20 protein-coding genes are annotated in these 20620 nt (G+C 63.9%); 9 read left to right on the top strand and 11 right to left on the bottom strand.

The genetic code is table 11. The features are described from left to right. Positions 1-627 precede the first annotated feature (627 nt). From ACFVJ3_RS47265 to ACFVJ3_RS47245, 5 genes are all read right to left on the bottom strand, one after another. Positions 628-768, bottom strand: coding sequence for a hypothetical protein (locus ACFVJ3_RS47265; protein WP_378458647.1), 141 nt, complete (start codon positions 766-768; stop codon positions 628-630). Further along, complete coding sequence (locus ACFVJ3_RS47260; RefSeq protein ID WP_378458646.1) at positions 765-1097, bottom strand: DUF932 domain-containing protein; 333 nt, start codon at positions 1095-1097, stop codon at positions 765-767. The genes ACFVJ3_RS47265 and ACFVJ3_RS47260 overlap by 4 nt, the downstream gene beginning before the upstream one ends. 568 nt (positions 1098-1665) lie before the next feature. After that, positions 1666-2937, bottom strand: coding sequence for a hypothetical protein (locus tag ACFVJ3_RS47255; RefSeq protein WP_378458645.1), 1272 nt, complete (start codon positions 2935-2937; stop codon positions 1666-1668). A 55-nt stretch (positions 2938-2992) separates the two neighbouring features. Beyond that, positions 2993-3346, bottom strand: coding sequence for a helix-turn-helix domain-containing protein (locus ACFVJ3_RS47250; RefSeq protein ID WP_378458649.1), 354 nt, complete (start codon positions 3344-3346; stop codon positions 2993-2995). After that, the gene (locus ACFVJ3_RS47245) at positions 3339-3740 is read right to left on the bottom strand and encodes a hypothetical protein (RefSeq protein WP_378458644.1); all 402 of its coding nucleotides are present in this window, start codon (positions 3738-3740) and stop codon (positions 3339-3341) included. The genes ACFVJ3_RS47250 and ACFVJ3_RS47245 overlap by 8 nt, the downstream gene beginning before the upstream one ends. A gap of 612 nt (positions 3741-4352) precedes the next feature. Here ACFVJ3_RS47245 and ACFVJ3_RS47240 point away from each other — a divergent pair. The 5 genes from ACFVJ3_RS47240 (at position 4353) to ACFVJ3_RS47220 (ending at position 8327) form a co-directional block, all read left to right on the top strand. After that, complete coding sequence (locus ACFVJ3_RS47240) at positions 4353-4478, top strand: Clp protease N-terminal domain-containing protein (RefSeq protein WP_378458648.1); 126 nt, start codon at positions 4353-4355, stop codon at positions 4476-4478. 823 nt (positions 4479-5301) lie between these two features. Beyond that, the gene (locus ACFVJ3_RS47235) at positions 5302-5589 is read left to right on the top strand and encodes a hypothetical protein (protein WP_378458643.1); all 288 of its coding nucleotides are present in this window, start codon (positions 5302-5304) and stop codon (positions 5587-5589) included. A gap of 85 nt (positions 5590-5674) precedes the next feature. After that, a complete protein-coding gene (locus tag ACFVJ3_RS47230) occupies positions 5675-7471 on the top strand; it encodes a hypothetical protein (protein WP_378458642.1) in 1797 nt (598 codons plus the stop codon). 422 nt (positions 7472-7893) lie between these two features. After that, positions 7894-8196, top strand: coding sequence for a hypothetical protein (locus tag ACFVJ3_RS47225; RefSeq protein ID WP_378458641.1), 303 nt, complete (start codon positions 7894-7896; stop codon positions 8194-8196). Continuing rightward, on the top strand, positions 8193-8327 hold the full coding sequence (locus ACFVJ3_RS47220) for a hypothetical protein (protein WP_378458640.1): 135 nt from the start codon (positions 8193-8195) through the stop codon (positions 8325-8327). Before ACFVJ3_RS47225 ends, ACFVJ3_RS47220 begins: the two co-directional genes overlap by 4 nt. Positions 8328-8614: 287 nt before the next feature. Here the strand turns inward: ACFVJ3_RS47220 and ACFVJ3_RS47215 are convergent, their stop codons facing one another. The 3 genes from ACFVJ3_RS47215 to ACFVJ3_RS47205 all read right to left on the bottom strand — a co-directional run bounded on the left by ACFVJ3_RS47215 (position 8615) and on the right by ACFVJ3_RS47205 (position 10551). Further along, on the bottom strand, positions 8615-8941 hold the full coding sequence (locus tag ACFVJ3_RS47215) for a hypothetical protein (protein ID WP_378458639.1): 327 nt from the start codon (positions 8939-8941) through the stop codon (positions 8615-8617). A 70-nt stretch (positions 8942-9011) separates the two neighbouring features. After that, the gene (locus ACFVJ3_RS47210; RefSeq protein ID WP_378458638.1) at positions 9012-9284 is read right to left on the bottom strand and encodes a hypothetical protein; all 273 of its coding nucleotides are present in this window, start codon (positions 9282-9284) and stop codon (positions 9012-9014) included. A gap of 28 nt (positions 9285-9312) precedes the next feature. Then, entirely contained in the window at positions 9313-10551 is a 1239-nt protein-coding gene (locus tag ACFVJ3_RS47205) for a hypothetical protein (protein ID WP_378458637.1), read from the bottom strand. A gap of 248 nt (positions 10552-10799) precedes the next feature. Here ACFVJ3_RS47205 and ACFVJ3_RS47200 point away from each other — a divergent pair, with 248 nt between their 5' ends. Continuing rightward, a complete protein-coding gene (locus ACFVJ3_RS47200; RefSeq protein WP_378458636.1) occupies positions 10800-10991 on the top strand; it encodes a hypothetical protein in 192 nt (63 codons plus the stop codon). Between the two features lie 191 nt (positions 10992-11182). After that, positions 11183-11506: a ribbon-helix-helix domain-containing protein gene (locus ACFVJ3_RS47195; RefSeq protein WP_378458635.1), complete on the top strand. Its 324-nt coding sequence runs from the start codon at positions 11183-11185 to the stop codon at positions 11504-11506. A gap of 814 nt (positions 11507-12320) precedes the next feature. Here ACFVJ3_RS47195 and ACFVJ3_RS47190 read toward each other — a convergent pair. Continuing rightward, a complete protein-coding gene (locus tag ACFVJ3_RS47190; protein ID WP_378458634.1) occupies positions 12321-14858 on the bottom strand; it encodes a polynucleotide kinase-phosphatase in 2538 nt (845 codons plus the stop codon). Continuing rightward, positions 14851-16281: a 3' terminal RNA ribose 2'-O-methyltransferase Hen1 gene (locus tag ACFVJ3_RS47185; RefSeq protein WP_378458633.1), complete on the bottom strand. Its 1431-nt coding sequence runs from the start codon at positions 16279-16281 to the stop codon at positions 14851-14853. Before ACFVJ3_RS47185 ends, ACFVJ3_RS47190 begins: the two co-directional genes overlap by 8 nt. Before the next feature lie 318 nt (positions 16282-16599). Between ACFVJ3_RS47185 and ACFVJ3_RS47180 the strand changes: the two genes are divergently transcribed. After that, positions 16600-17922 (top strand): hypothetical protein, encoded by a 1323-nt coding sequence (locus ACFVJ3_RS47180; protein ID WP_378458632.1) that lies wholly within the window; start codon positions 16600-16602, stop codon positions 17920-17922. 214 nt (positions 17923-18136) lie between these two features. Here the strand turns inward: ACFVJ3_RS47180 and ACFVJ3_RS47175 are convergent, their stop codons facing one another. After that, on the bottom strand, positions 18137-19396 hold the full coding sequence (locus ACFVJ3_RS47175) for a VWA domain-containing protein (RefSeq protein ID WP_378458631.1): 1260 nt from the start codon (positions 19394-19396) through the stop codon (positions 18137-18139). A 373-nt stretch (positions 19397-19769) separates the two neighbouring features. Here ACFVJ3_RS47175 and ACFVJ3_RS47170 point away from each other — a divergent pair, with 373 nt between their 5' ends. Next, positions 19770-20267, top strand: coding sequence for a hypothetical protein (locus tag ACFVJ3_RS47170; RefSeq protein ID WP_378458630.1), 498 nt, complete (start codon positions 19770-19772; stop codon positions 20265-20267). Positions 20268-20620: the final 353 nt, after the last annotated feature.

The following is a 20620-nucleotide window of genomic DNA, read 5'->3' as shown; positions in this document are numbered from 1 at the left end:
GCTGCCCCCGGTGCTCCGCACCGGGAGACGGGGCGAGTCGCTACGCTCCCCGCCAGGGAGCCGCTGCGCGGCTCGCAGTGGGTCCATTCCCGTTGCCGTCGAGCGAGTCGCTTCGCTCCTCTGCGTTTCCGAAATTAGGTTCTCGCCTGCAGATTCAATCAGTGCTACGAGCGCCGTTCCCGACAGAGAAACGAAGCTGGGGACGCGCGCGGGTATGCGCGAACTCGTCGCCCGCTCCCCCGCCCAAACACCCTCACCGTCATTTCCACAGCCTACCACCCATCCACACAACCTATCCAACACACGAAAAACAAAAAACATCCAAATATATTGCGCAACATCACTTTACCAAACTCAGAAGCTGAGTGTAGTGCACTAATCATGAAATCGATGCCTTACCAACTAGTTACCCAAACATATTGGTAACCAACACCTTTCAAAAACCACCCGAAACGGGCGAAACCGACACCCGCGCCCACCCCGAGCGCCGACCCCACCCCACCAAATCGCCGGCACCCCCACATCACACCCACATCACAAAACAGAACACCAGGTCACAGCCACAACACACACCAGCGGCCCGCACCCCAGGGGGTAGAGTGCGGACCGCCGACAGTGAGCACAGGATCAGCTCGCGAGGACCTTCTCGAGGGTGCTCACCACGGCGGCGTCGAGCTTGTCGAAGCGACCCGAGATCGCGCCTTCCTGGTTCCGCTCGGCGCGCGGGGCACCCTTGACGGACTGCTTGTGGTGGGCCCAGGTGTTCACCGCTGGACCACACCGAACGCGGTTCCCTGCCAGGTGTTGGCCCGCACGTCGTGCCGGTACATCTCCACCAGCTCCTCACGCACACGGGTCGCGATCGTGCGCGAGCGGCCCTGCACCTCCGGCATCGGGTACCAGGCGTCCAGGAACGCGAACCACTGCCGATCCGTCACCGCCGTCGAGGACAGGCGCCGCAGCGTCTCGGTGAACTCGTCAGCGGTCTCCTCCACCAGGCTCAACGCCTGCCGGGCCTCCTCGATCCGCAAACCCGAGTACCGGCTGTGCCGGATCTTCACCTGCTGACCCCGCGCCTGCCCGAGCGCGATCGCCATCGTCTGAAGAACACGAGAGAGATTCCATTTGTGGCAGCCGTGCGAGAGGAACGTGAAATGGCCGTGAAGTAGTTCATGTGAATGACGTACGCCCACTGTCTGTTTGGATGGTGGGCGTATGTCATCGTACTTCAGCCCTTTCCTGCTGCGTAGATCGCCGCCGGGCACACAAGCGTCGGATTCGGTTCATCCCTCCGTCCAAGTCGATTGATGCGCGTCCCGCGGTGGTCGAATAAGGCAGCCGGACTGGCGATTGGGGGAAGAGTTGGTGTGCCACGAGGCGCTGTGTGACCGAGCGGAGGTGAAAGACCTGCACCACTGTGCTGTCGCAGCAGCATAACGACGCTGGGCCGCCTGAACCGGGAGACGACGGTGAGGGCGGCAAGCAGCCCCGATCCCGACCGCCTCATTGATGACTTGGCTGCCAAGCAGTGGCAGTCCGTGGAGCGACGCGGTGCCGAAACGCCAACGGTGCGTGGGCAACACCCTTCGCCGACCATTCGATTCATTCGCGAAGTCGTGAAGTCGTGAAGTCGTGAAGTCGTGAAGTCGTGAAGTCGTGAATGGATCAGTCGGTGTGTCGCCTAAACACTGTCGTGGCGAGGGCGTCACGCACCGACGCTTCCTTGACGGGGAGGGTCAGGGTGCCCGTATAGCTCTTGTGGTGCCCTTTGGCGGTCAACTGCCAGTCGACGTCTATCGACTCCACCGACTCGTTTACGACAATGACGAGGTCATCGTTGTCGTTTGTCCATGAGGAATCCGGTCGGAGATCCATGCCCGAGACAGTCAGAACCAGGCCATCGTCGTCGTTTCCCCAGACCAGCGGATATGACGGATGAGAGACTGGGGGCAGTGGCGGCAGCATCCAATTCTGGTTCGCTGCCCAATTCGTTATGGAATTCGCGTCGTAGTCGCGCCTCTCGTACAGAGTTGGAATCAACTGCTTCATGGAGAGGTCGTCCGGATGGGCCTTCGCGACCCCAACTGCAGTGGGAGGGAACATCAGGTGTAACTCGATGTCTTCGAGGTATGTACCGGCAGTGTTCTCGATGCGGAACTGCACGCCGGGCCACGCCGCCGCCGCGAGGTCGTCGAGGTTGTCCATCCACTCGTCGTACGCAGCGTCGCGGAGCCGGGCCAGCCTGTCGTCCAACCCCTCGTCAGTCCCAGCTCGCCCCTTCCTCAGCTCGGTCACATGCTGCTCAAATAAGAGATCGAACACCTGGTTCACTTCTTCATCGACATGTCGACGTAGTTCTCCCCCGACCGACTCGATACGAATATCCACCGCAGGCAACGTCCGGCCGGCGCGGCGCACGAGGGCTTTGACCTCGCCGCTTCTGGCTGCCCTGGTCGACCCCTTCTCCCGGTAGTAAACCCGGCCATCTTCGAGAAGGTTCGACCTATTTCCCTCGCCCTGGAAGTCACCGTGGCAGACCTGCAACGGATCACCCTCGAGCGGCGGGGCCACGGAGATCACGCATACCGCCTTACCCCTTCCGTCCACTCCGTCCACTCCGTCCACCGGCAACCAGTGCACGTCCCATCTCGGCGGTGAGTCCGGATCGAGGAACCGGCGCATCCTGTCCTCGAGGTGCTTGGTGTCGAACATATCGATCCCAGTCGCCTCGCCCTCGGCGACACCGAGCATTAGATAGGCGTACCCCTCGAACTTGCCTGCGGCGTCCGCCGGCAGCCTGTTCGCCGCTCCCAGAATGAACCGTGCGATCTTGGCCGCGCCGGGCTTGGTTGTCGGGTTCACATCACTCTTGATCTCGAGCGCGTGGCTCTCGATCGCGTCGCCCTGTTCGACAGCGGCCGCGACCACCGCTTCCATCGATCGCGTTCCGTCGAGCTTCCTCGTCGCATCTAACCCCATCGACGGTCCCGCGCTACCCTGCGGCGAAGGTGTCCAGGTCGAGGCTGACCTCGACACCGTTCTTCTCCACCACGATCCGGGGATGCTCCGCGCCGGTCGCCGCCAGATACTCCCGCAACGTCGACAGCAACAGATCGTTGCGGCGTTCGATCTTCGACACCGCAGCCTGCTCGACACCGAGCGCCTTCGCCACGTCTGTCTGAGTGAGATTGCCCGCCTTGCGGATATCGGACAGAGTTTCCGCGTAGACCCGGTTCATCTCCGCCGTCTCGTCCCTGATCCGGCCGACCTCATCTGCGATCGCGGGGTTCGCGGCCAACTGTGCGATCCGCTCGTTCCCGCGCCGGTATGCCCGCTTGTCACCCATGATGCTCACCTTCGGTCTCCTTGAGCCACCGCTCGATCGCCACATCGGCCCGTGGACCGACGCTGTTGTAGAACACATCACCCATCCGGGCCTTGTCGCCGGCGAACAACGCCACCACCACGACGTCGGTATCGGGAGGGAACCAGCAGATCACCCGGACCGCGACGTCCTCCCTGTACGGATGCGAGGTCCGCCAGACCGGATAGCGACCAGACTGACGCACCCGTTTCAGACTCGGGGTATTGGCCACCGGCCGCTCCTCGAGCGCCGCTAGATCCGCCAATGCAGCCGCGATGTGCGCCAATACCTGCACGGCGTGAGCGTCACCACCCGCCACCTTCTCCTCGAGACGATCAAGGTAGGCAAAGAACTCCTCCGGCATGTCGACGATCACACAAATCAGTATTCCCTTCAAGGACTATTCCGTCAAGAGACTATTTTGGCAGGGACTTCGATGCGAGGCCGCGCGACCCGCCCTACTAGACAGCAGACCGTGACGCTTTCACGTCCCCGGCACACCCGGTATCAGGGACTGTCTGCCGAAGGGTCCTCAGGACGTCCAGCCGTCAGTTCGCTTAGTCCGCGCCTTATCGCCGGCGGAGTGGACCGCTCCCGCTGTGCTTCGTCTCAGTCGACTCCCATCGCATCGGCCAGATGGTGCAGATCACCGAGGAAGTCCCGAACACCGTCATGGCCTCCCTCAATCGGTATTGCAGATGTGGGCAAAGCTGATCAGCCCCAAACCCGTCAAGTGGTCGTCCTCGCCGCCGGAGCCACCCGCACCCACCACCAGGACTCCGTCGGCACCCAACACCTGCTCGTCGGGATCCTCAACGCCGGAGGTTCCGGAGCTGCGGCACCGACCCATGTGGGGTCTCACCGCGCCGGCCCTCAACAGCAAGCTCGAGGGTGTCAGCGCACCGAACGGCTAAGCCCCGATCGCCGGGCACATTCCGAACACCAGCGACAACGAAAGGTCCTCTAGGTCAACCCGCGCCAGACCGCCCTGCTCGGCCACGAGGAGATCGGCACCGACCACCTACTCCTCTTCGCCCTGCTCGATGCCCCCGCCTCCACCGGCACTCAAATCCTCAACGACCTTTGCATCCCTCAGTATCAGCGAGATGCGTGAGCACCTCCGACGCGAACTGACCCCAGCAGCCCACCCCAGGCCTCGGCTGGTCCACCGCCTCGGTGAGGCGGTCGAAATCAGCGGTGCTCGGCACCCGACGCGACCGCACCGACCACGGATAGGCCCCAGCACCGCCAACGCCATCGAAGGTAGCCTGCCGCACCGACCCCGGGGGATGGTAAACACGACCTCCGCGTGGCCGAGTTCCGAACGCGCGGCCCCGCCGCTGTACTCCGCGATCGGGCCGAGCAGTGCGTCGACGTTCTCCTCGCCAAACGTCGCGCTCGGCGACAACCTTCGGAGAGCACCGGACGGTAGGCATTAGTTCGGTCAGCTCACTTCGTGACCGCCACCTTTCGCCGCACCTTGGATGTTGACCGCGCATCGAGCGTGACGCCTTCTTGGGGCCCGGTCCTCAGGGCAGTTCATCCTGCTGACGCCCACGGCTCCACAGAACGGCGTGCGCACCTTCCCCGCCTCGCCTCAATCAGCGCGGTCGATATTCGCCTATCCCAAGCCCGGGCCCACCCACTGGTTCGGCGGGCGGACGCTGATGGTTAACCGGCGCGGCGCGATGGCACGTCCTCCCTGTCAGTGGGGGTAGCTATCGTTTGCTGGACTGCGCCCGACCCGAGCATTGGACCTTCGCATGACAGATAGCCGATTTCTACCTTTGCACAACGGTGTCGCCACAGCGCGCGCACTCAACGAGACCGCCATGCCGATGGGGTACGCAGTCCAAATTGAGTCCGGAATCCAGCAGGATGCGGCTGAGATCCAACACTCGACTACCTACTATGTCCGCCAACTAGGCGGCCACACTGTGCTGGTCACACCTAACGCCGACGAGGTGCGTGCCCTTCTCGACACGCTCGCCACGAAACCGTGGTGGCGACTGAATCTAGACGATGACTCGATCGACGTCGACGGGGTCACCATCACCGACAAGACGACGGGCGCCGCAATCGTCCTCAGCGGCGGATGGGGTCCGATCATCGGCCGTGCCGAAACCCTCATCGAATATCAGACGAACCACAACATATTTCACATCGCCGTTCGCGGTGACGCACCTCCGACAGTCGGCTCGTGGCGCAAATGGCCGTCGCATTAAGGCCCTTGTCCTACCTTAGGAAGCCGGTGATCAGCAGATGCGGTGGCGAGAAGCAGTTTCGCGATGCAGAAAGACAGTGGGGACGATGAGTCAAGCGATACAAGAGCCAAATGTGGCTGTGGCCACTTCCTCCAAGCTGTCGGCCCGGCACCTGAGCATTGAAGAGCGCAAGGCGGTCTGGGAAAAGGCCGGATTGCAGCCGACGCTCACGATGTTGTCGACTCTGTTCGCACAGCTCGATCTTGCTGTTTCCTCCCGCTCACGTCCGCAAGTGGAGAAGCGCTGGGCGGGCGGCGTTCCCAGACCGCTGCGGACCGATCTCCTGAAGGCATTGCGGAAGAAGCAGACGATTTTAACCGTCTCGACAATGCTCCAATGCCTCAAAGAGGTGGTCGAGTTTGCAAGCGAGGACGGCCAGGCCAATGTGCTCCCACTCGACTTCGCGCACTGCGTGTTGAGTATCAACGAGGACATCGTTGCCACGACCACCAGAGTGTGCGCCGATGGCGCTGGGATCGATTCGACTGTCGTGATGAACAGCATCGCTCAACATTCCCTTGACTACCCTTATACTTTCGAAACCCTCGCGTCGGAAGCGGCCCAGAACTGGCTCCAGCCATGGCCATCGACTACCGGACCGAAAGTGGTGCAATCGATCGGAGGGGAGCCGCGGCAGATCTTCGAGAAGGCTGTGGGTGTCAAATTTCTCGAATTTCTGACACTAGGCTGGACGCTTTACAACATGGTTAGCCAGGAGGGGAAAGTTCAGTTCGGAGAGGGCAATTTCGTCGTAATGAATCTCGGCGACGAGGTCATAGATGCATTCAAGGACCGATGCGTCTGGCAGCTCCCTGATCTGCGTGAGCGGCTGCGACTAGAGCGCGACGGGAGTTCTGGGACACCGTGGACGCGATATTACCTCCAAATGAGACCGTTCATCCAGTTGGCGAGTGGAAGCTTTCTCCTCGTCAGGCCTCAGTACCTCGTGCAGCGCTTCATGGGCGAACCCCTCGTTGTCGACGTAAACGAGATCCTCAAGAGTACAGATAAGGCCGAATCCGAGCACTTCAGAAACGCCGTAAACCACAAATTTGAGACAAAAATCGGCGCCACACTCAAGCGGATCTCAAACCATCTCAGCGGTGACGGTGTCATCTCCGAGTATGAAATGATCAAAGCATTCAGAATCAAGAAGGGATCCAACGAAAGCATTTGCGACTTCGCCTACGTCTCGGACAAGCTGTGCATTTTGATCGATGCGAACAATCGGCACCTAATGCAGGGTTTCGCAGAAGGTACCGGTACGCTTGAGGAGTTCGATTCGGAAATTAGGTTGAGATTCAGCACCAAGAAGTTCATGCAGCTCAACCGAACTATTGAGCAGTTCCAAAAATTCGGCTGGAAGTCAAATGGTCTGATCATCGATGATCAGACCACCTTCGTGCCACTTGTTGTAGGACCTGAGGATGGCATACCAAGCAACAAGATGACCGAGCGGTTGATTCTGGAGTCGTCTCGATCCGTATTCGAGGAATTCGGTAATTGCGTACTACCTGCGACAATAGTGAGCTGGCGCGACCTTCGCATTCTTGAAGGGTTGGTCGAAAAGCGAGGAGTGCACTTCGCTAAACTTCTATTGGATTGGCGGAACTACTGCGTATCCCACCCTGAATTCCAGTGCTCCGTCGAACTATACGAGCAGCACAGGGGCTACGACGGACCGCTTCCTGAGCACGAGCACAAACTCGGATTCGACTTTTTCGAAGACATGCGGACGGCTGCGACCGACATCTACATCGAACGCCTCCCACCTGACCTGCAGGCGAACGCACGCCGAATGGTTGAGCAGGCCAAACGGACGTTACCTACAAAGCACTTGTAGAAGCATCCCTGATCTGCTGTGAACCCACAGCAGATCAGCGATTCCAGGATGAGGTGGTCCGGTGTGGACGACGCGGTGCTGTTCCAGTGCGATTCGCCGGATGTGCGTGCCCCTGCCCACGGTATCGACGACCACCGATACATCGACGGCTGCGACCGGTCCAACGAGAATGCCGATCTGGCAGCGGGATACGCACGGGTGCTGGTGCTGCCACAATTCGGGGAAGATCACGGACGCCGATGGACTGGGGCACGCATCTCACACCACAGGTCGACGAACTGCGCGCACGCGGCATCAGAGTCGAGTAGATTTTCCGGAAAGCAACTCCGAGCACATGTTCGGCGCCAGCAGCGTGGCACCCCGACCGTGAAGGTAGACCCCAGGTTCGCTGTTGGGATGGCAAGCGGTGAGGAGAGTTGGAGGTGATGGCGGCCGATCGGGTAATGGAGAAGCTGGATCGGACTCGGCGGCTCGAGGTTGCGGTGCGGCGTATTATCGGGACGGGCTGCGAGAATGTTGCGGTGACTGAAACTGTGTATGACCGTGTTCTCAACTATTTGCGGGATCATTCCCGCGATTCCTCGACGCCGGCGGATGCGGGAACCCCTGAATTCCAGCTGACGGCGGTGCGGTTCGCTGCGCACCTATCGAGTGCGGCGAAGGTGCAGGAGGGGTTCGTAGCAGCGTTGGTGAATGCGAACCAGGCAAATCTGCTCGGTCGGTGATGATGATCACCGATCAGATTTATCAAGTTGCTGACCGGGACGGGTATGACATCGACAAGGTCCTTGTTGACGCGGACATCGCCACGCGGCTCGCGTTCCGCGACATCGAGTACTCGTTCGACAACGACTGACCGGTGACCACCGCCGCTCAAGAACGGCCCCTTGCCCGGACACACATCCCGTGACGAAGTGCAGTCAGTGCTTGATCGGCGGTGCCTTGTTATACCTCCGTCGAGGGCCGGTCGGAGCGGAAACCCACTCCGACCGGCTAGCTTCGGCTCACCAGGGCGGCGCCGCCGCATCCCCGGGCGATCTCACGACGTGCGTGCCACGGCGACGGCCGAGAGGATTTCAGATTCCGTTGACACTCGACAACTAATTCACGCGAGATGCCAGTCGGCTCCAACATCGCAATGCCCTACTCCAGCAGCTGCACAGCCAGCTCGTCCCAGTCCTGAGCCACCGCACGAACTCGTGTCCGCCGATCGTTCGCCACCTGAACCGCCAGGCATCCAATGCGGAGGAGCACCGGAACGTTCACGTGCCGCACCGCCATGCCCTTCCGGTCATCGAGGACGATCATCCGCGCTAACGTCTTCCCCGCCGACGCGATGCCGACCAGCGAGTGTGCGGCGAGGAGCGGCTCGTTGCGGCGGGCCTGTTCGCGCTCGTCCAGGCGGGCGCTGCCGATGGGCGCGTACGCCAGGGCATGAACGTGGTGCGGAGATGGTCCTGTCGTGATCACACTCAGCGAAGGTGTGTGTAGCCCGTAGCGCACGTTCAGGCCGTTGCCCGCCGAGGCACCCAGGTACACCTCATGCGCGAACGCGCAGAGCGCGGTTGTCGAGCTCGTACAGCCATGAGTAGCCGGGCATCGGCAGGCTGCTCGGGATCACCAGATCCGGCGCCAGGTGCTGTATCCAGAGGATGAGTGCCTCAACGACGAGGGAGTCGACCTCCCGGTTCGTGCCGCTGACAGTGATGTTGTATTTGTTGCCGACCCCATCGGACGCCGCGGAACTCGCCCGATCGGATCTGCCGGAGCGCCTCGAACGGGCGGACCAGATCGTGGCCCGGGGAGCGGACACGATGGGCGCGCCCGCCGAACCCGGTCACTCACGATCTATTGTCACCCACGAGATCGGTCGACGGATCTATCGAGCGCCAGGTGCGCCACACCTCCTTGACAGGCTTGAAAAAGCCAAATCCTTCGACGCCGAGATCCCACTCCTTGTCCACGAAGTCCACGGTTCCCTCTCCACGTACCAGTGTCACGACGGACTGCCGGTGACTTCCGTCGGCGCACGCGGCGTCAACTGAGAGCGCCTCAGTCCGATTCTTCTGCTGGGACGGGAGAAGGTTTCCCCCCGGCGACCCAACCCACATCTCGGAAATGCTAAGTACCCCATCGTATCCGAATACTTCGCAGACCTCGGCTACTTGCTGCGCAAAGCGTCGCTTGTCCAGTGAGTTTCGAGGCAGGATCCCCCACGGGGCTCCGTCAGGCTTGCCACCCCGGAAGAAGTGAATGAACCACATATGTTCTTGGCCGGCTGCGACAACCATTTTCGCAGTCTTCATCATGAACTCGACCCAGTCGAGTGCTGAGGTAGGCGATTCCGGTGGTTGTGGCGGCTTGCCGAACAGCTGCCGAGCCAAGGCCCCACCCTCCTCCGAGTACTCGACCATATGCACGTCCGGCGCTTCCATGGCCATCCGAGTGCTGAGATCCACGTCGAGGGAGCGCCACTCCCGGGTGGTAGCCATGCATGGTGGCCGCACGAAATCGGTAGAATCAGCTGCGCACCCTGCCAAGTAGTCGCACCCGTGAAACTCGAACGCGTGGTTGTTCGAGATGAGAACGTGCGCCTCTTGAAGCATGGTTGCCAACGTGGTGTACACGTACGCGAGCGCGGACAGAATTTCCCACTCTTCGAGCGCATCATCGACCCAACGACGCTCAACTGTCATCGTGGCCTGTGCACATATCTTCGGCGGAACCGCGCGGGTGACACCCTCCACGACACGCTGAAGGGGCCACCCGATCGGGTAGACCATGTGCTTCTCCCACTTTCGGTGGGCGGCAGCAGAGCGTGGGAGTAGGGACTCGACAACTTGAGCGGCAGCGTCGTCGTAGGTGGTCGACACGGAGACTCGCAGCTTCGATTCCGTCTCGAGATCCTCTTCCTTGACGACTCGGTTGCGTGATCGAACCAGCCATCGCGCAACCTGATCCGCTTTCATCCTGTCCTGCCACGGCTGATACCACTCGTCGAAGCCCGGAACGTTGCTCTTCTGCTTCTGCAGCGCGAACGTGACGTTGCGCAGCGCCTGAATGCATGCATTGAGAGCCATTCGGAAGGCCGAGGGCTCGTAATAATTATCAACGCAGTGATGCCAGTAGTAGTGGGCTTCTTCGAGTCGGCGGTCTGCTGTTCTCAATACGCACGCGGAGGTCACGATGCATTATTGCGCAGGGACAAACCGAACTGTGTCACCCCAACCGGTTGCGAGCCCCGATCATGCGCGAAGGCTCGGGAGAACTGACAAACATCCGCAGTTTTGTACTACAGAAACTACGACTTTTGTAGTACAGTATTCGTGTGGCGGTCGAATGGGTGACCAGCGCGGAAAAACACGGGATCGACCACGAGGACGCGTTGCATGCGATCGAGAACGCGGTCTACGTCGAGCAGGAGTTCGACGAACCCCGCGTCCCCGGTACGCCGAGCCCAGGCTGTTCATCGGTCCCCCGCGGACACTGGGTGGGCCGCTGCTCGAAGTTATGGCGCTAGATCGTTCCACCGAGGGGCATGGTGGTCTTCCACGTGATGGAGGCGCGAGCAAAGCACCTTGACCGCATGAGAGACCGTCCCTGATCCGTCAGGCGCCGGGGGCGAAGGCCCGGCACCTCAACCCGATGCACCACCCACGCAGGTATCCGAAGGGATCACCCGGCACCACCACCCGATGAGGTGACATACCGATGAACAGCAACGATAAGAACACCGATTACGACGAGCTCGCCGAGTGGGCCGAGCACGACATGACGCTGCCGAAGGACTCGGCCACCGCCAAGCGCGGCGACGACGCCACCGCCGCGGGCCGGGCCCTGCTCGAGCGGGTCGGCGTCGGCCGCCCGTCCCTGGCGCAGGACGCGGGCATCAGCGGTGCCTCCCCCAAACGCCAGGTCCGGCTTCCACTGCCGCTGAGCAACAAGCTCGACGAACTCGCGCAGCGTCAGCACCGCAAGCCCAGCGAACTCATGCGCGAGGCAGTCGAGGAATACATCCAGAAGCACTCGGCCTGAACACCTCCACGGGCTTTCCGAGGCCTGCGGGCAACGTGCGGGAACGCCCGCCTTCCAATTCCGTCGCACAATCGAAAGGGACGGGAAGCGGAGATCCTGCGGAGGTGACTATGCGTCAGGGAGAACCGGTACCGGTACCGGTACCGGTACCGGTTGCCGCACCGATCCGGTGGTGGCGGCTGCGCCCGTGGAGCCGCAACCACCTGATGCGCCCAGCGACCGCTACGAGGCCACCCTGTTGATGCTTACTGCGGTCCTGGTCTTGCTGTTGATCCCCGTCGCCGCCGCGTTCAGCACCACCACGCATACCCGGTTGGAACAGCAAGCCCAGGCACTGCGCGCCGCCGTGCACCAAGTCCCCGCAGTCCTGCTCGAAGACACCTACCTCGCCCCCGACACCCCCGAGTACACGATCCGTCCCGCCGGCGCGAAGAACACCGCCCTCGCGATGACCGCCGCCTGCGGAGTGTGGGCACTCCGCAGGCGGAGTGTGGGCACTCGCGGCCGGCGCCATCCTCCTCTCCACGGCCATCGCACACCGACGGTTTCACCGAAACCGGTTGCGGCGCTGGGCGCAGGAGTGGACACAGTTCGACATACCACCGAGAGAACCCCGGTAGCGTCGGGTCGCGTACCCCGCCCGGAAGCCCACGGCGAGTGCGCCTATGAGTTGGTCGTGGATGGTCCGCGCTTGTCGCTGTTTGCGGAGCCACGACGCTTTGTTGGCTCTCCCCGGCGCGGTCCAGTGCCACCCAGCGCAAGCGCCATCTCGAGGACGAATGGTTAACGTGCCCGACCGATGGAGACCATCACACTACAACCGTGGGTCGACTGGCTCGGACTCGAGCGCAAGGACCGCGAACACCGGCTCGTGCACCCGCCACAGCGGGTCGCCTTCGGTGAGCCGGGTCAGCGCCTCGAGCCCGAGTGCATGTTCACGCAGGGCCATCGACCGTTTACGGCCCAGGGACCGATCGCGCAGCACGTCGAGATGCTCGGTGTAGTCGGGACCATAGATGATCCGCAGATACTCCTGCCCCCGCACCTTGATTCCGGGCTGAATCCTCCTGTGCGCCAGTTCCGCGGGTGCCGAGCCGACCGGTTTGACCACCATGCCCTCACCGCCGGCGTCGGTCAGTTGCGACCACCAGGCGGTCGCCGCGTCCCGAGATGCTTCTGAGGTGAGATCGACGAACTGGTGTCTGGTTTCGGCGATGAGAGGGTCGTCGAGCAACGCCAGCGTCGCCAGGTGCCAGGAGTGCGGTTCGGTGACTGCGGGCGCCCGGCCTTCGCAGGCGAGGATCTGGAACGGTGCCAGTCGCACCCCGTCGAGGCCGTTCACCGGCCAGCAGTATCGGGCGTATGCCTCCCGGAACCGACGGGCGTTGACCGCGCGGGTTCGCGTGTGGGTCAGCAGGTCACCGACGTCCAACCCCCGCGCCGCGGCGCGTTCGAGCGCGGTGATCGCTTCGGGAAGCGCGGCACCCGCCGCGGCTCCGACCGACGCGTACTGGCTGCGGATCAGCTCTCCCGCCTTCGCCGACCAGGGCAGCAGTTCGCAGTCGAGTACCAGCCACGGCGACCCGAGGTGGTCCATGAGCGGCCCGCACGCGGTGCGGAGCCGGGCGACGAGTTCGCTCATCCGGGTCGGATCGTCGAAGAACGGCCGGCCGGTGCGGGTGTAGACGATGCCCGAGCTGCCGTCGGTGACGCCGAATCGCTTCGCCGCGGCGGCGGCGTCGCGGGCCAGCACGGCGATCGCCCGGGAACCCATGTGCTTCTCCTCGCACACGATCTCGGTGACCCCCGCCGCCGCGAACTCGGCGAAACCCTGGGCGGGATGCTCCAGGTAGCCGTCGAGGGTCGAGGTGGCCGGTGGAGCCATCGTCGGGGGCAGGTACACCAGCCAGCGTGGGTCGACGGCGAATCGGCTCATGATCTCGAGCGCGGCGGCTGCGTTCTCCTCGCGCACCTTGATGCGCCCCTTGGTGTACCGGACGTCGATGTGCCGTGTTCCGGCCACGTCGTCGATGGACAACAGGACCGGATCGCGCTGCACCGGGTGACCCGGCGCTGCCGATCCGGTGCCGAGTGGGCGCACCGGTTCGAACCACACCTGCTCTGCGGGAACGGAAACGATGTCCTTGCTGGGGTAGCGCAGGGCGGTCAGCCTGCCGCCGAACACGACGCCGGTGTCGAGGCAGATCGTGTTGTTGATCCACTCGGTTTCCGGGACCGGGGTGTGCCCGTAGACGATCATGGCGCGGCCGCGGTATTCGTGGGCCCACGGGTAGCGCACCGGCAGTCCGTACTCGTCGGTCTCGCCGGTGGTGTCGCCGTACAGCGCGAACGAGCGCACCCTCGCCGACGCGCGGCCGTGATAGGCCTCCTTCAGCCCGGCGTGTGCGACCACCAGATTGCCGTCGTCGAGTTCGTAGTGGCTGATCAGGCCGTCGATGAAGGTGTGCGCGGACCTGCGGAAGTCGTCGGCCTCGGCGGCGAGCTGATCGAGCGACTGCTGCAGTCCGTGCGAGGTGGCGACCTTCCGGCCGTGCAGGGCCCGGGCAAGCTTCTGTTCGTGGTTGCCCGAGACGCACAGCGCGGTTCCGGCCGCCACCATGCCCATCACCAGGCGCAGCACCCCGGGAGTGTCGGGTCCGCGGTCGACGAGGTCGCCGACGAACACCGCGATCCGCCCCTCGGGATGGGCGGCGCCGCCGCCGTCGGGTTCGAGCGACCAGCCGAGCTCACGCAGCAGCGTCTGAAGTTCGCTCCGGCAGCCGTGGACGTCGCCGATGATGTCGAACGGTCCGGTCAGCTCCCGTTTGTCGGTCCAGGCCTTTTCGGTCGAGACTGTCGCCGCAGCGATCTCGTCGACACCGGCGAGCAGGTGCACCCGGCGGAAGCCTTCGCGGCCGAGCTTCGGCAGCGACCGTCGAAGGTCCTTGTGCTGGCGGCGAATCACGTGCGGACCGAAGTCGCGGTCCGGTCGGGCCTGATTGCGTTCGATCGCGACGTCGTCGGGGACGTCGACCACGATCGCGTCGACCAGGACGTCGTGCGACTTGGCGAGATCGATCAGCGCCTTGCGGGATTCACGTTGGACGTTGGTGGCATCGACGACGGTGAGCAGGCCGCGCCGCAGCCGGGTCCCGGCAATGTAGAGCAGCACGTCGAAGGCGTCCCTGGTGGCGGACTGATCGTTTTCGTCGTCGGCGACCAGCCCACGGCAGAAGTCGGACGACAGCACCTGTGTCGGCGCGAAATGGTGTGCGGCGAAGGTGGATTTGCCGCTGCCCGACACTCCCACGAGTACCACCAGCGACAGCGCCGGCACCGAGATGTCAGTCATCGGCGCCTCCCACCCGGGTGAAGACCGCCATCTGAGTCGGTGACCCGACCTCGGGGTCGTCCTCACCCACCGGACGGAAGTCGACGGTGTATCCGTGGACGTCGCAGACCGTGGCCGCCCAGGAACGGAATTGCGGCCGCGACCACTCGAAGCGATGGTCGCGGTGACGCAGACCGTGCAGGTCGGTGTAGCGCACGTTGTACTCGGCGTTGGGCGTCGTCACGAGCACGCGCCCGGGCCGGGCGGTACCGAAGACCACCTGTTCGAGTGCGGTCAGCCGCGGCGGGTCGATGTGCTCGATGACCTCCATCAACACGGCCGCCTCGTAGCCGGCGAACCGCCGGTCGGTGTAGGTGAGCGCCGCCTGGAACAGCTGCAGTCGCTCCCGCCGCCGCTCCGGCATCCGATCCAACCGCAACCGCCGTGCCGTGAGTGTCAGCGCTCGGGTCGACACATCCACACCCACGATCTCGGTGAAACCGGGATCGTCCAACAACGCGGACACGAGTTGCCCGGAACCACATCCGAGGTCGATGACCCTGCGCACGTCCAACTCGCCGAGGACCCCGAGGACCGCCTCGCGCCGAAGCACATTCAACGGCGTCGTCACCACGGTGTCCGCCGCGGGCACCGTGTCGGTCTCGGGCTCCTCGTCGACCGGCGGCGCCAGCTGCTCCTCCACGTCGTCGCCGAGTTCGGCGAGCCGCTCGAAGGCCGAGCGCGTGAGAGCGGACTGGTGCCGCAGGTAGCGGTCGGTGATCAACGCCCTGTCGGGGTGCTCCGCGAGCCAGGAGGCACCGGCCCGGATCAGCTTGTCGACCTCGTCGGAGGCGACCCAATAGTGTTTGGCGTCGTCGAGCACCGGAAGCAGCACGTAGAGGTGATTCAATGCGTCGGCAAGTCGGATGTCACCACGCAGGGTGAGCCGCACGTAGCGGGAGTCACCCCACTCCGGGAACGCATCGTCCAGCGGAACGGCGTCCGCGTCGACGGCCCACCCCAGTGGGGTAAACAGGCGTTCGGCCAACTCCGGTCCCCCGCGACACGGCAACGCGTGCAGCGAGATCTCCAGGGGTAGCGGTGTGGCGGCTAGCTCGGGGCGCAGGGCGCACCGTCCGGCGCGGGCGGTGCGGAAGACGTCCGCCAACGCCACCGACAGCAACGACGACACCGCGTACGGACGGTCGTTGACGTACTGGCCGAGCGCGTAGTCAGGCGCGGACCCGCGGGAGGTGCGGGCGAGCCGAATCGCATCGACATCCAACAACAGCGCCGCCGTGCAGCGATCCTCGTTCGCCTCCGGGTAGAACACACGGGCGACACCCCAGGATTGGGTGAACTCCTGGACCCGGTCGGGGTGCTTGTGCAGCAGATAGCCGAGATCGGTCGCCGGTCGTGCCGTCGTGGAAATCGTCAGGATCACCAGGCACAGTCTGCCGCAGGCAGGACCTCCGCCGCAGCCACATTTCCGGCATCATGTGTTCCGAAGCCCGGACCGCAAGGTGGGCGCTTGTTTGCCGTGACGAATGTTATGGGCCGTTGCTCCAGCCGAATTCACTAGCCTCGCGACCGTCCCAGAGTCTTCGGGGCGAGGAGGACCTCGCCCCGGGGCGGCATATCGCACGTACAGCGACCGCGACGACGCTCCCCCGCGCAGGCAGGCGAACACAGCGCAGCTGGTGGTCAGCCGTGTCGGCCGAATCCTGAGTTACGGTGAGCACTGACTCGCCGAGGGGGCAAAGTGGTCGAGGACAGTGCTCGCAGATGGCGCGAGAGCAGATGGTTCGACGTGGTCGTCATCGTCTCGACTGTTGTGGCCGGAACCATGGTGGCCGGCGTGCTGAACGACTACGGCACCGGTGAGCACACCCCAGACGGCGCGTACACCTACGTTCTCGAACCCGCGCCACACCCGGCACGGATACCGGGGTGCGACGTAGTCGAACCGCCCTCCGACCCTGAACGCGTCAACTTCGCCACCGTCGGGTCGGACGAGTACGACAACCCGAAATATCCATGGTTCTCGGGGGCGAAGGCCGCGGCGATGACACAGGCCGCCGTCGATGCGCTCCCGAATGCGGTGGAGCTGGTCTTCGCCAGTCCAAGCCAGTCCCTACAGTTCGAGCCGATCACCGATGTCGACCCCGCCAACTTCCCACAGGAAGGGGATGCGCTGCTGTTCAGCGGGTCGACCAACGCCCGCGGCTCGCTGGTCCGAGACGGGCACGTCGGAACCCTGACCGTCGACGTCCAGGCGTGGGACCGCCCCATCCTGCCGTGCGTGGCAGGGGCGCTGGATCGACGTGACCCCCGCCCGGACGGCACGGTGCTCGACACGCTGGACACCTGGTACGAGATCAACGGTGTCCGCACCCTCGAACGCACCGTCGTCGCGTACCTTCCCGACGGCACCCGGATCGTGGCCACGGCCAATGACGCCGACAACACCGACCCGAGGGCAGGCAGCCGCCGCAGCGGACACGTCCCGTTGACCCTCGACGAATTGACCGCGATCGCGACAACCCCGTCCCTGGCGGTGACGGCACCCGTCATCCCGGCCGTCCCGCTGATGCGATCCTGTGGGGCCTTCACCGATGGGAACGGCCCGGAGCTGACCCGGGACAAGGTGACCCGGCTCGACCGGGCACTCGAAGCCCGGTGGGCGAGCATGCCGGGCAACAACGACCTCACCCTGGATCGGCCGATCGGATCACTCCGGTTGACCGATGCCGGCAAAGACAATGTCTGCGAGGTGGTCACCGTGACATCGACCGCCGGGGCAGGGCGCCTCGAGATCGTCGTCGTCAGCGGTCAACGGGCGTCGTCACCGCAGGACGAGTACCTGAACGAGATTGACCCGAATCGCATCACCACCGTGTCACCGGACGGGACCACCGTCACCCGCGGGGTCTACCCCAATGACGGCAGCGCCTACTTCTCGATCACACTCCCCTCCACCCAACAGATCATCATCAACACCACCCCCATCCGGGGTTCCACCGTCCCGATCACGTTGGAGCAGATCGAATACCTGGCCACCGCAGCCGAACTCGACCTGAGGTGACGCTCGCAAGCTGTCGGCGGCCACGAGCGCAGGACAGTCCCGGTGCCACCAGTGAAGCCAACACTGGCATCAGCGGGTCAGTTGACCACGCAGGTATCGAAATGTTCGGGTCGTGAATGCACTCCACCCCCGCCCGCGTTCTCGGCGGCACCCGGCGCCCGCTAGGTGAACCCGCGGAGAATGATCACGCAATGGTCCCCCCGGGTCGTGGGCTTCAGCTGAGAACCTTGGCTTTCCGTGCGGCTCGCAACCAGTCCGGGTACTCGCTGAGGAGCAACTCGTACAGCGCCGCGTCGCTGAGCGTATCGACGTTCTCGACCGCGAAGAACCCCGCGTTGTCGACCAGGCGGCCGGTCAGGTTGTCGAGCTTCTCGAGGACACCGAAGCTGGACTTGCCGATTCCGATGAACTGCCAGAACGCCGGCAACCCTGACGCCGTCCTCATCAAGGTGCTGATCTGCGCCTTCGCGTGGAATCCGCCGTCGGTGAAGAACAACACCAAGGTCGGGACCGCGGCGGTCTTGTCGAGGGTGCCGATGATCTCTTCCATGATCGGGATCTCGTTGTTGGTGCCGCCGATCGCGTCGAAATCGATGTCACCGTGCCGACCGTGCAGGTGGACATAGGTGTTCACCCACGTGTCGGCGTCGGCGACGGTGACGTCGGGCAGCTTCACGAACCGCTGGGCATAGGCGTAGGCCTCGAGGTTCCCGTCGGAATCGAGCTGGGTCGCGACCGGAACCATCCGCTCGATGATGCGTTTGACCTCACCGGACCTGTACCGCTTGGACATCGACCCGGTGTTGTCCATCACCAAGACGACCCGGCCGACCGGGTTGGAGGCACCCTTCGTCAGGAGGACTTTCGCGACCGCACGTTTCTGCAGGTTCAGCTTCTCCCGCTTGACCAGCGACAGCGTGGCCTCACCGGGAACCGTCCGCACACCGTCCCCGTCGACGGTCGCCGAAGGCTCCGCCGCGACAGCGGCCCGAACGTGTTCGGGTGCGGGTGCGGGTGTGTGCGCGGGGGTTTCGTCGACGCTCACGCCGTGCTCGGTGACCAGCGCTCCGAGTCCCCCACTCCAGCCGGCCGACCGGTTACGCACCTTCCAGGACCCGTTGCGCCGATACACCTCGAGCAGCACCGCCGAACGCTCGGTGGTCAGGCCCTCCGCCGGGATCTCGAACGAGGTGCCGCCGGTCTGGGTGACCGTCACGGCCAGGCCCGGAATCTGGGCCAGGCTGCCGGGCACGTTCTCATCCAGCGCCACGGCCACGGCGAGGGTGTCGATCGCCGTGGGGACAGTGTCGAGGTTCAGCGTTACCCGCCCGCCGGCGAGAGTGACCGCACCCTCCGGGGTGCGGGGGTTGTTGAAGAACACCAGATCGGCGTCCGTCCGGACCTTCAAATCGGCACCTAGTTGGAAGACGAACAGATCGACCGTTCCCTGCCGGGCGCCGGTCACCTCCACCATCGTGGTTGCCGTATCGATTGGGCTGTTCGCTCCGCGAGTCAGAGAGGTCATGGTGTGTGCCGGGCCCTCCGAGGCGGGCCGAGTCCTTCCTTCATAAGAGCAACGAGGCGGTCAGTGCGCCCGCGATCAGGAGCCTAGTAAGCAAATCCCCGGGGCATGCCGACGACATGCCCACAGACGCAGCGGATGTGCGCTGATTTGGGGATCCCTGTCGCTCACCGGATTACTGTGACTCAGTTGCTGCTCGTGTAGCGCGAGCTGACATCTTCGGTGCGGTCGCTGTCTCGCAGGCGCAGAAAATATGCCCGGACTCGAATCCGCTTAACTCACCAAATACACCGACCGCTCACGCCCCCACAGGAAAATGGCAACCATGCACCCGAAAACCCCGAAACACACATACCGTGCCATCTGCGTGCTCACCGCACTCACCGGGACACTTCTCCTCGAGCCAGGTCCCGCAAGCGCCGCGGAACCAGTTCAGGCACCGACCATCACCGCCGACGCGGACGGGCTCGTCGTCCGCGCCGCCGTCACCAACCCGAACCCCGGCCCGCTGACGTACCCGGGGATCGAATGCTTCCCGCAACTGACAGACCACCGCAGCACCGGCGGCGACATGCCATGGATGTGGCCGACCCTGACCCAAGCCAGCGTCCCCGGCTTCGGCGCATCCATCGGTGAAACCAAACAATTCCTCATCACCGTGCCCCACCCCGGGGACTACACCGTCGAGGCATATTGCTGGCTCCAAGGCGACGTGCAATCCGCCGCCGGCAGCGACAAAGTCACCCTCACCGTCGACGGGAGCACCACACCGCAGCCAGAACCCGAACCCACCCGACCGGGACTGCCATTCTTCGGCAGCTGACAACCCTGCCCCATGCTGAGGTCTCAGCGATGACAGACCGAGACTCGCGACAAGTTCGGACTGCAACGTGTCCCTGCTAGCGGGTCTGTCGAGCCCCCGGTGTCGCGTTGGAGCGCCGCCGCATCCTGGTGCTAGTTGGCCGATTGCCAGCGCATCTTGCCGTCCTTTGCTGTCGCGCACACCATCGGCTTGCCGGTGCTGGAGACACCGGTTCCGCCGGAGCAGAACGATCCCGGGTGCACGGTCGCCGGCCCCGAGTGAGGTTTCCCCCGGAATGTGGACACCGAATTGGCGGGATTCCGGTCTCGCTGGAAGGATGTCCATATGCCACCCCGCAAGCGCCGATCATTCAC

It is taken from the genome of Rhodococcus sp. NPDC127593 (assembly GCF_042671975.1).
Classification (GTDB): Bacteria; Actinomycetota; Actinomycetes; order Mycobacteriales; family Mycobacteriaceae; genus Rhodococcus_F.
Note: the sequence above shows the minus strand (reverse complement) of the source record. Positions and strands in the feature narration are given on the sequence as shown.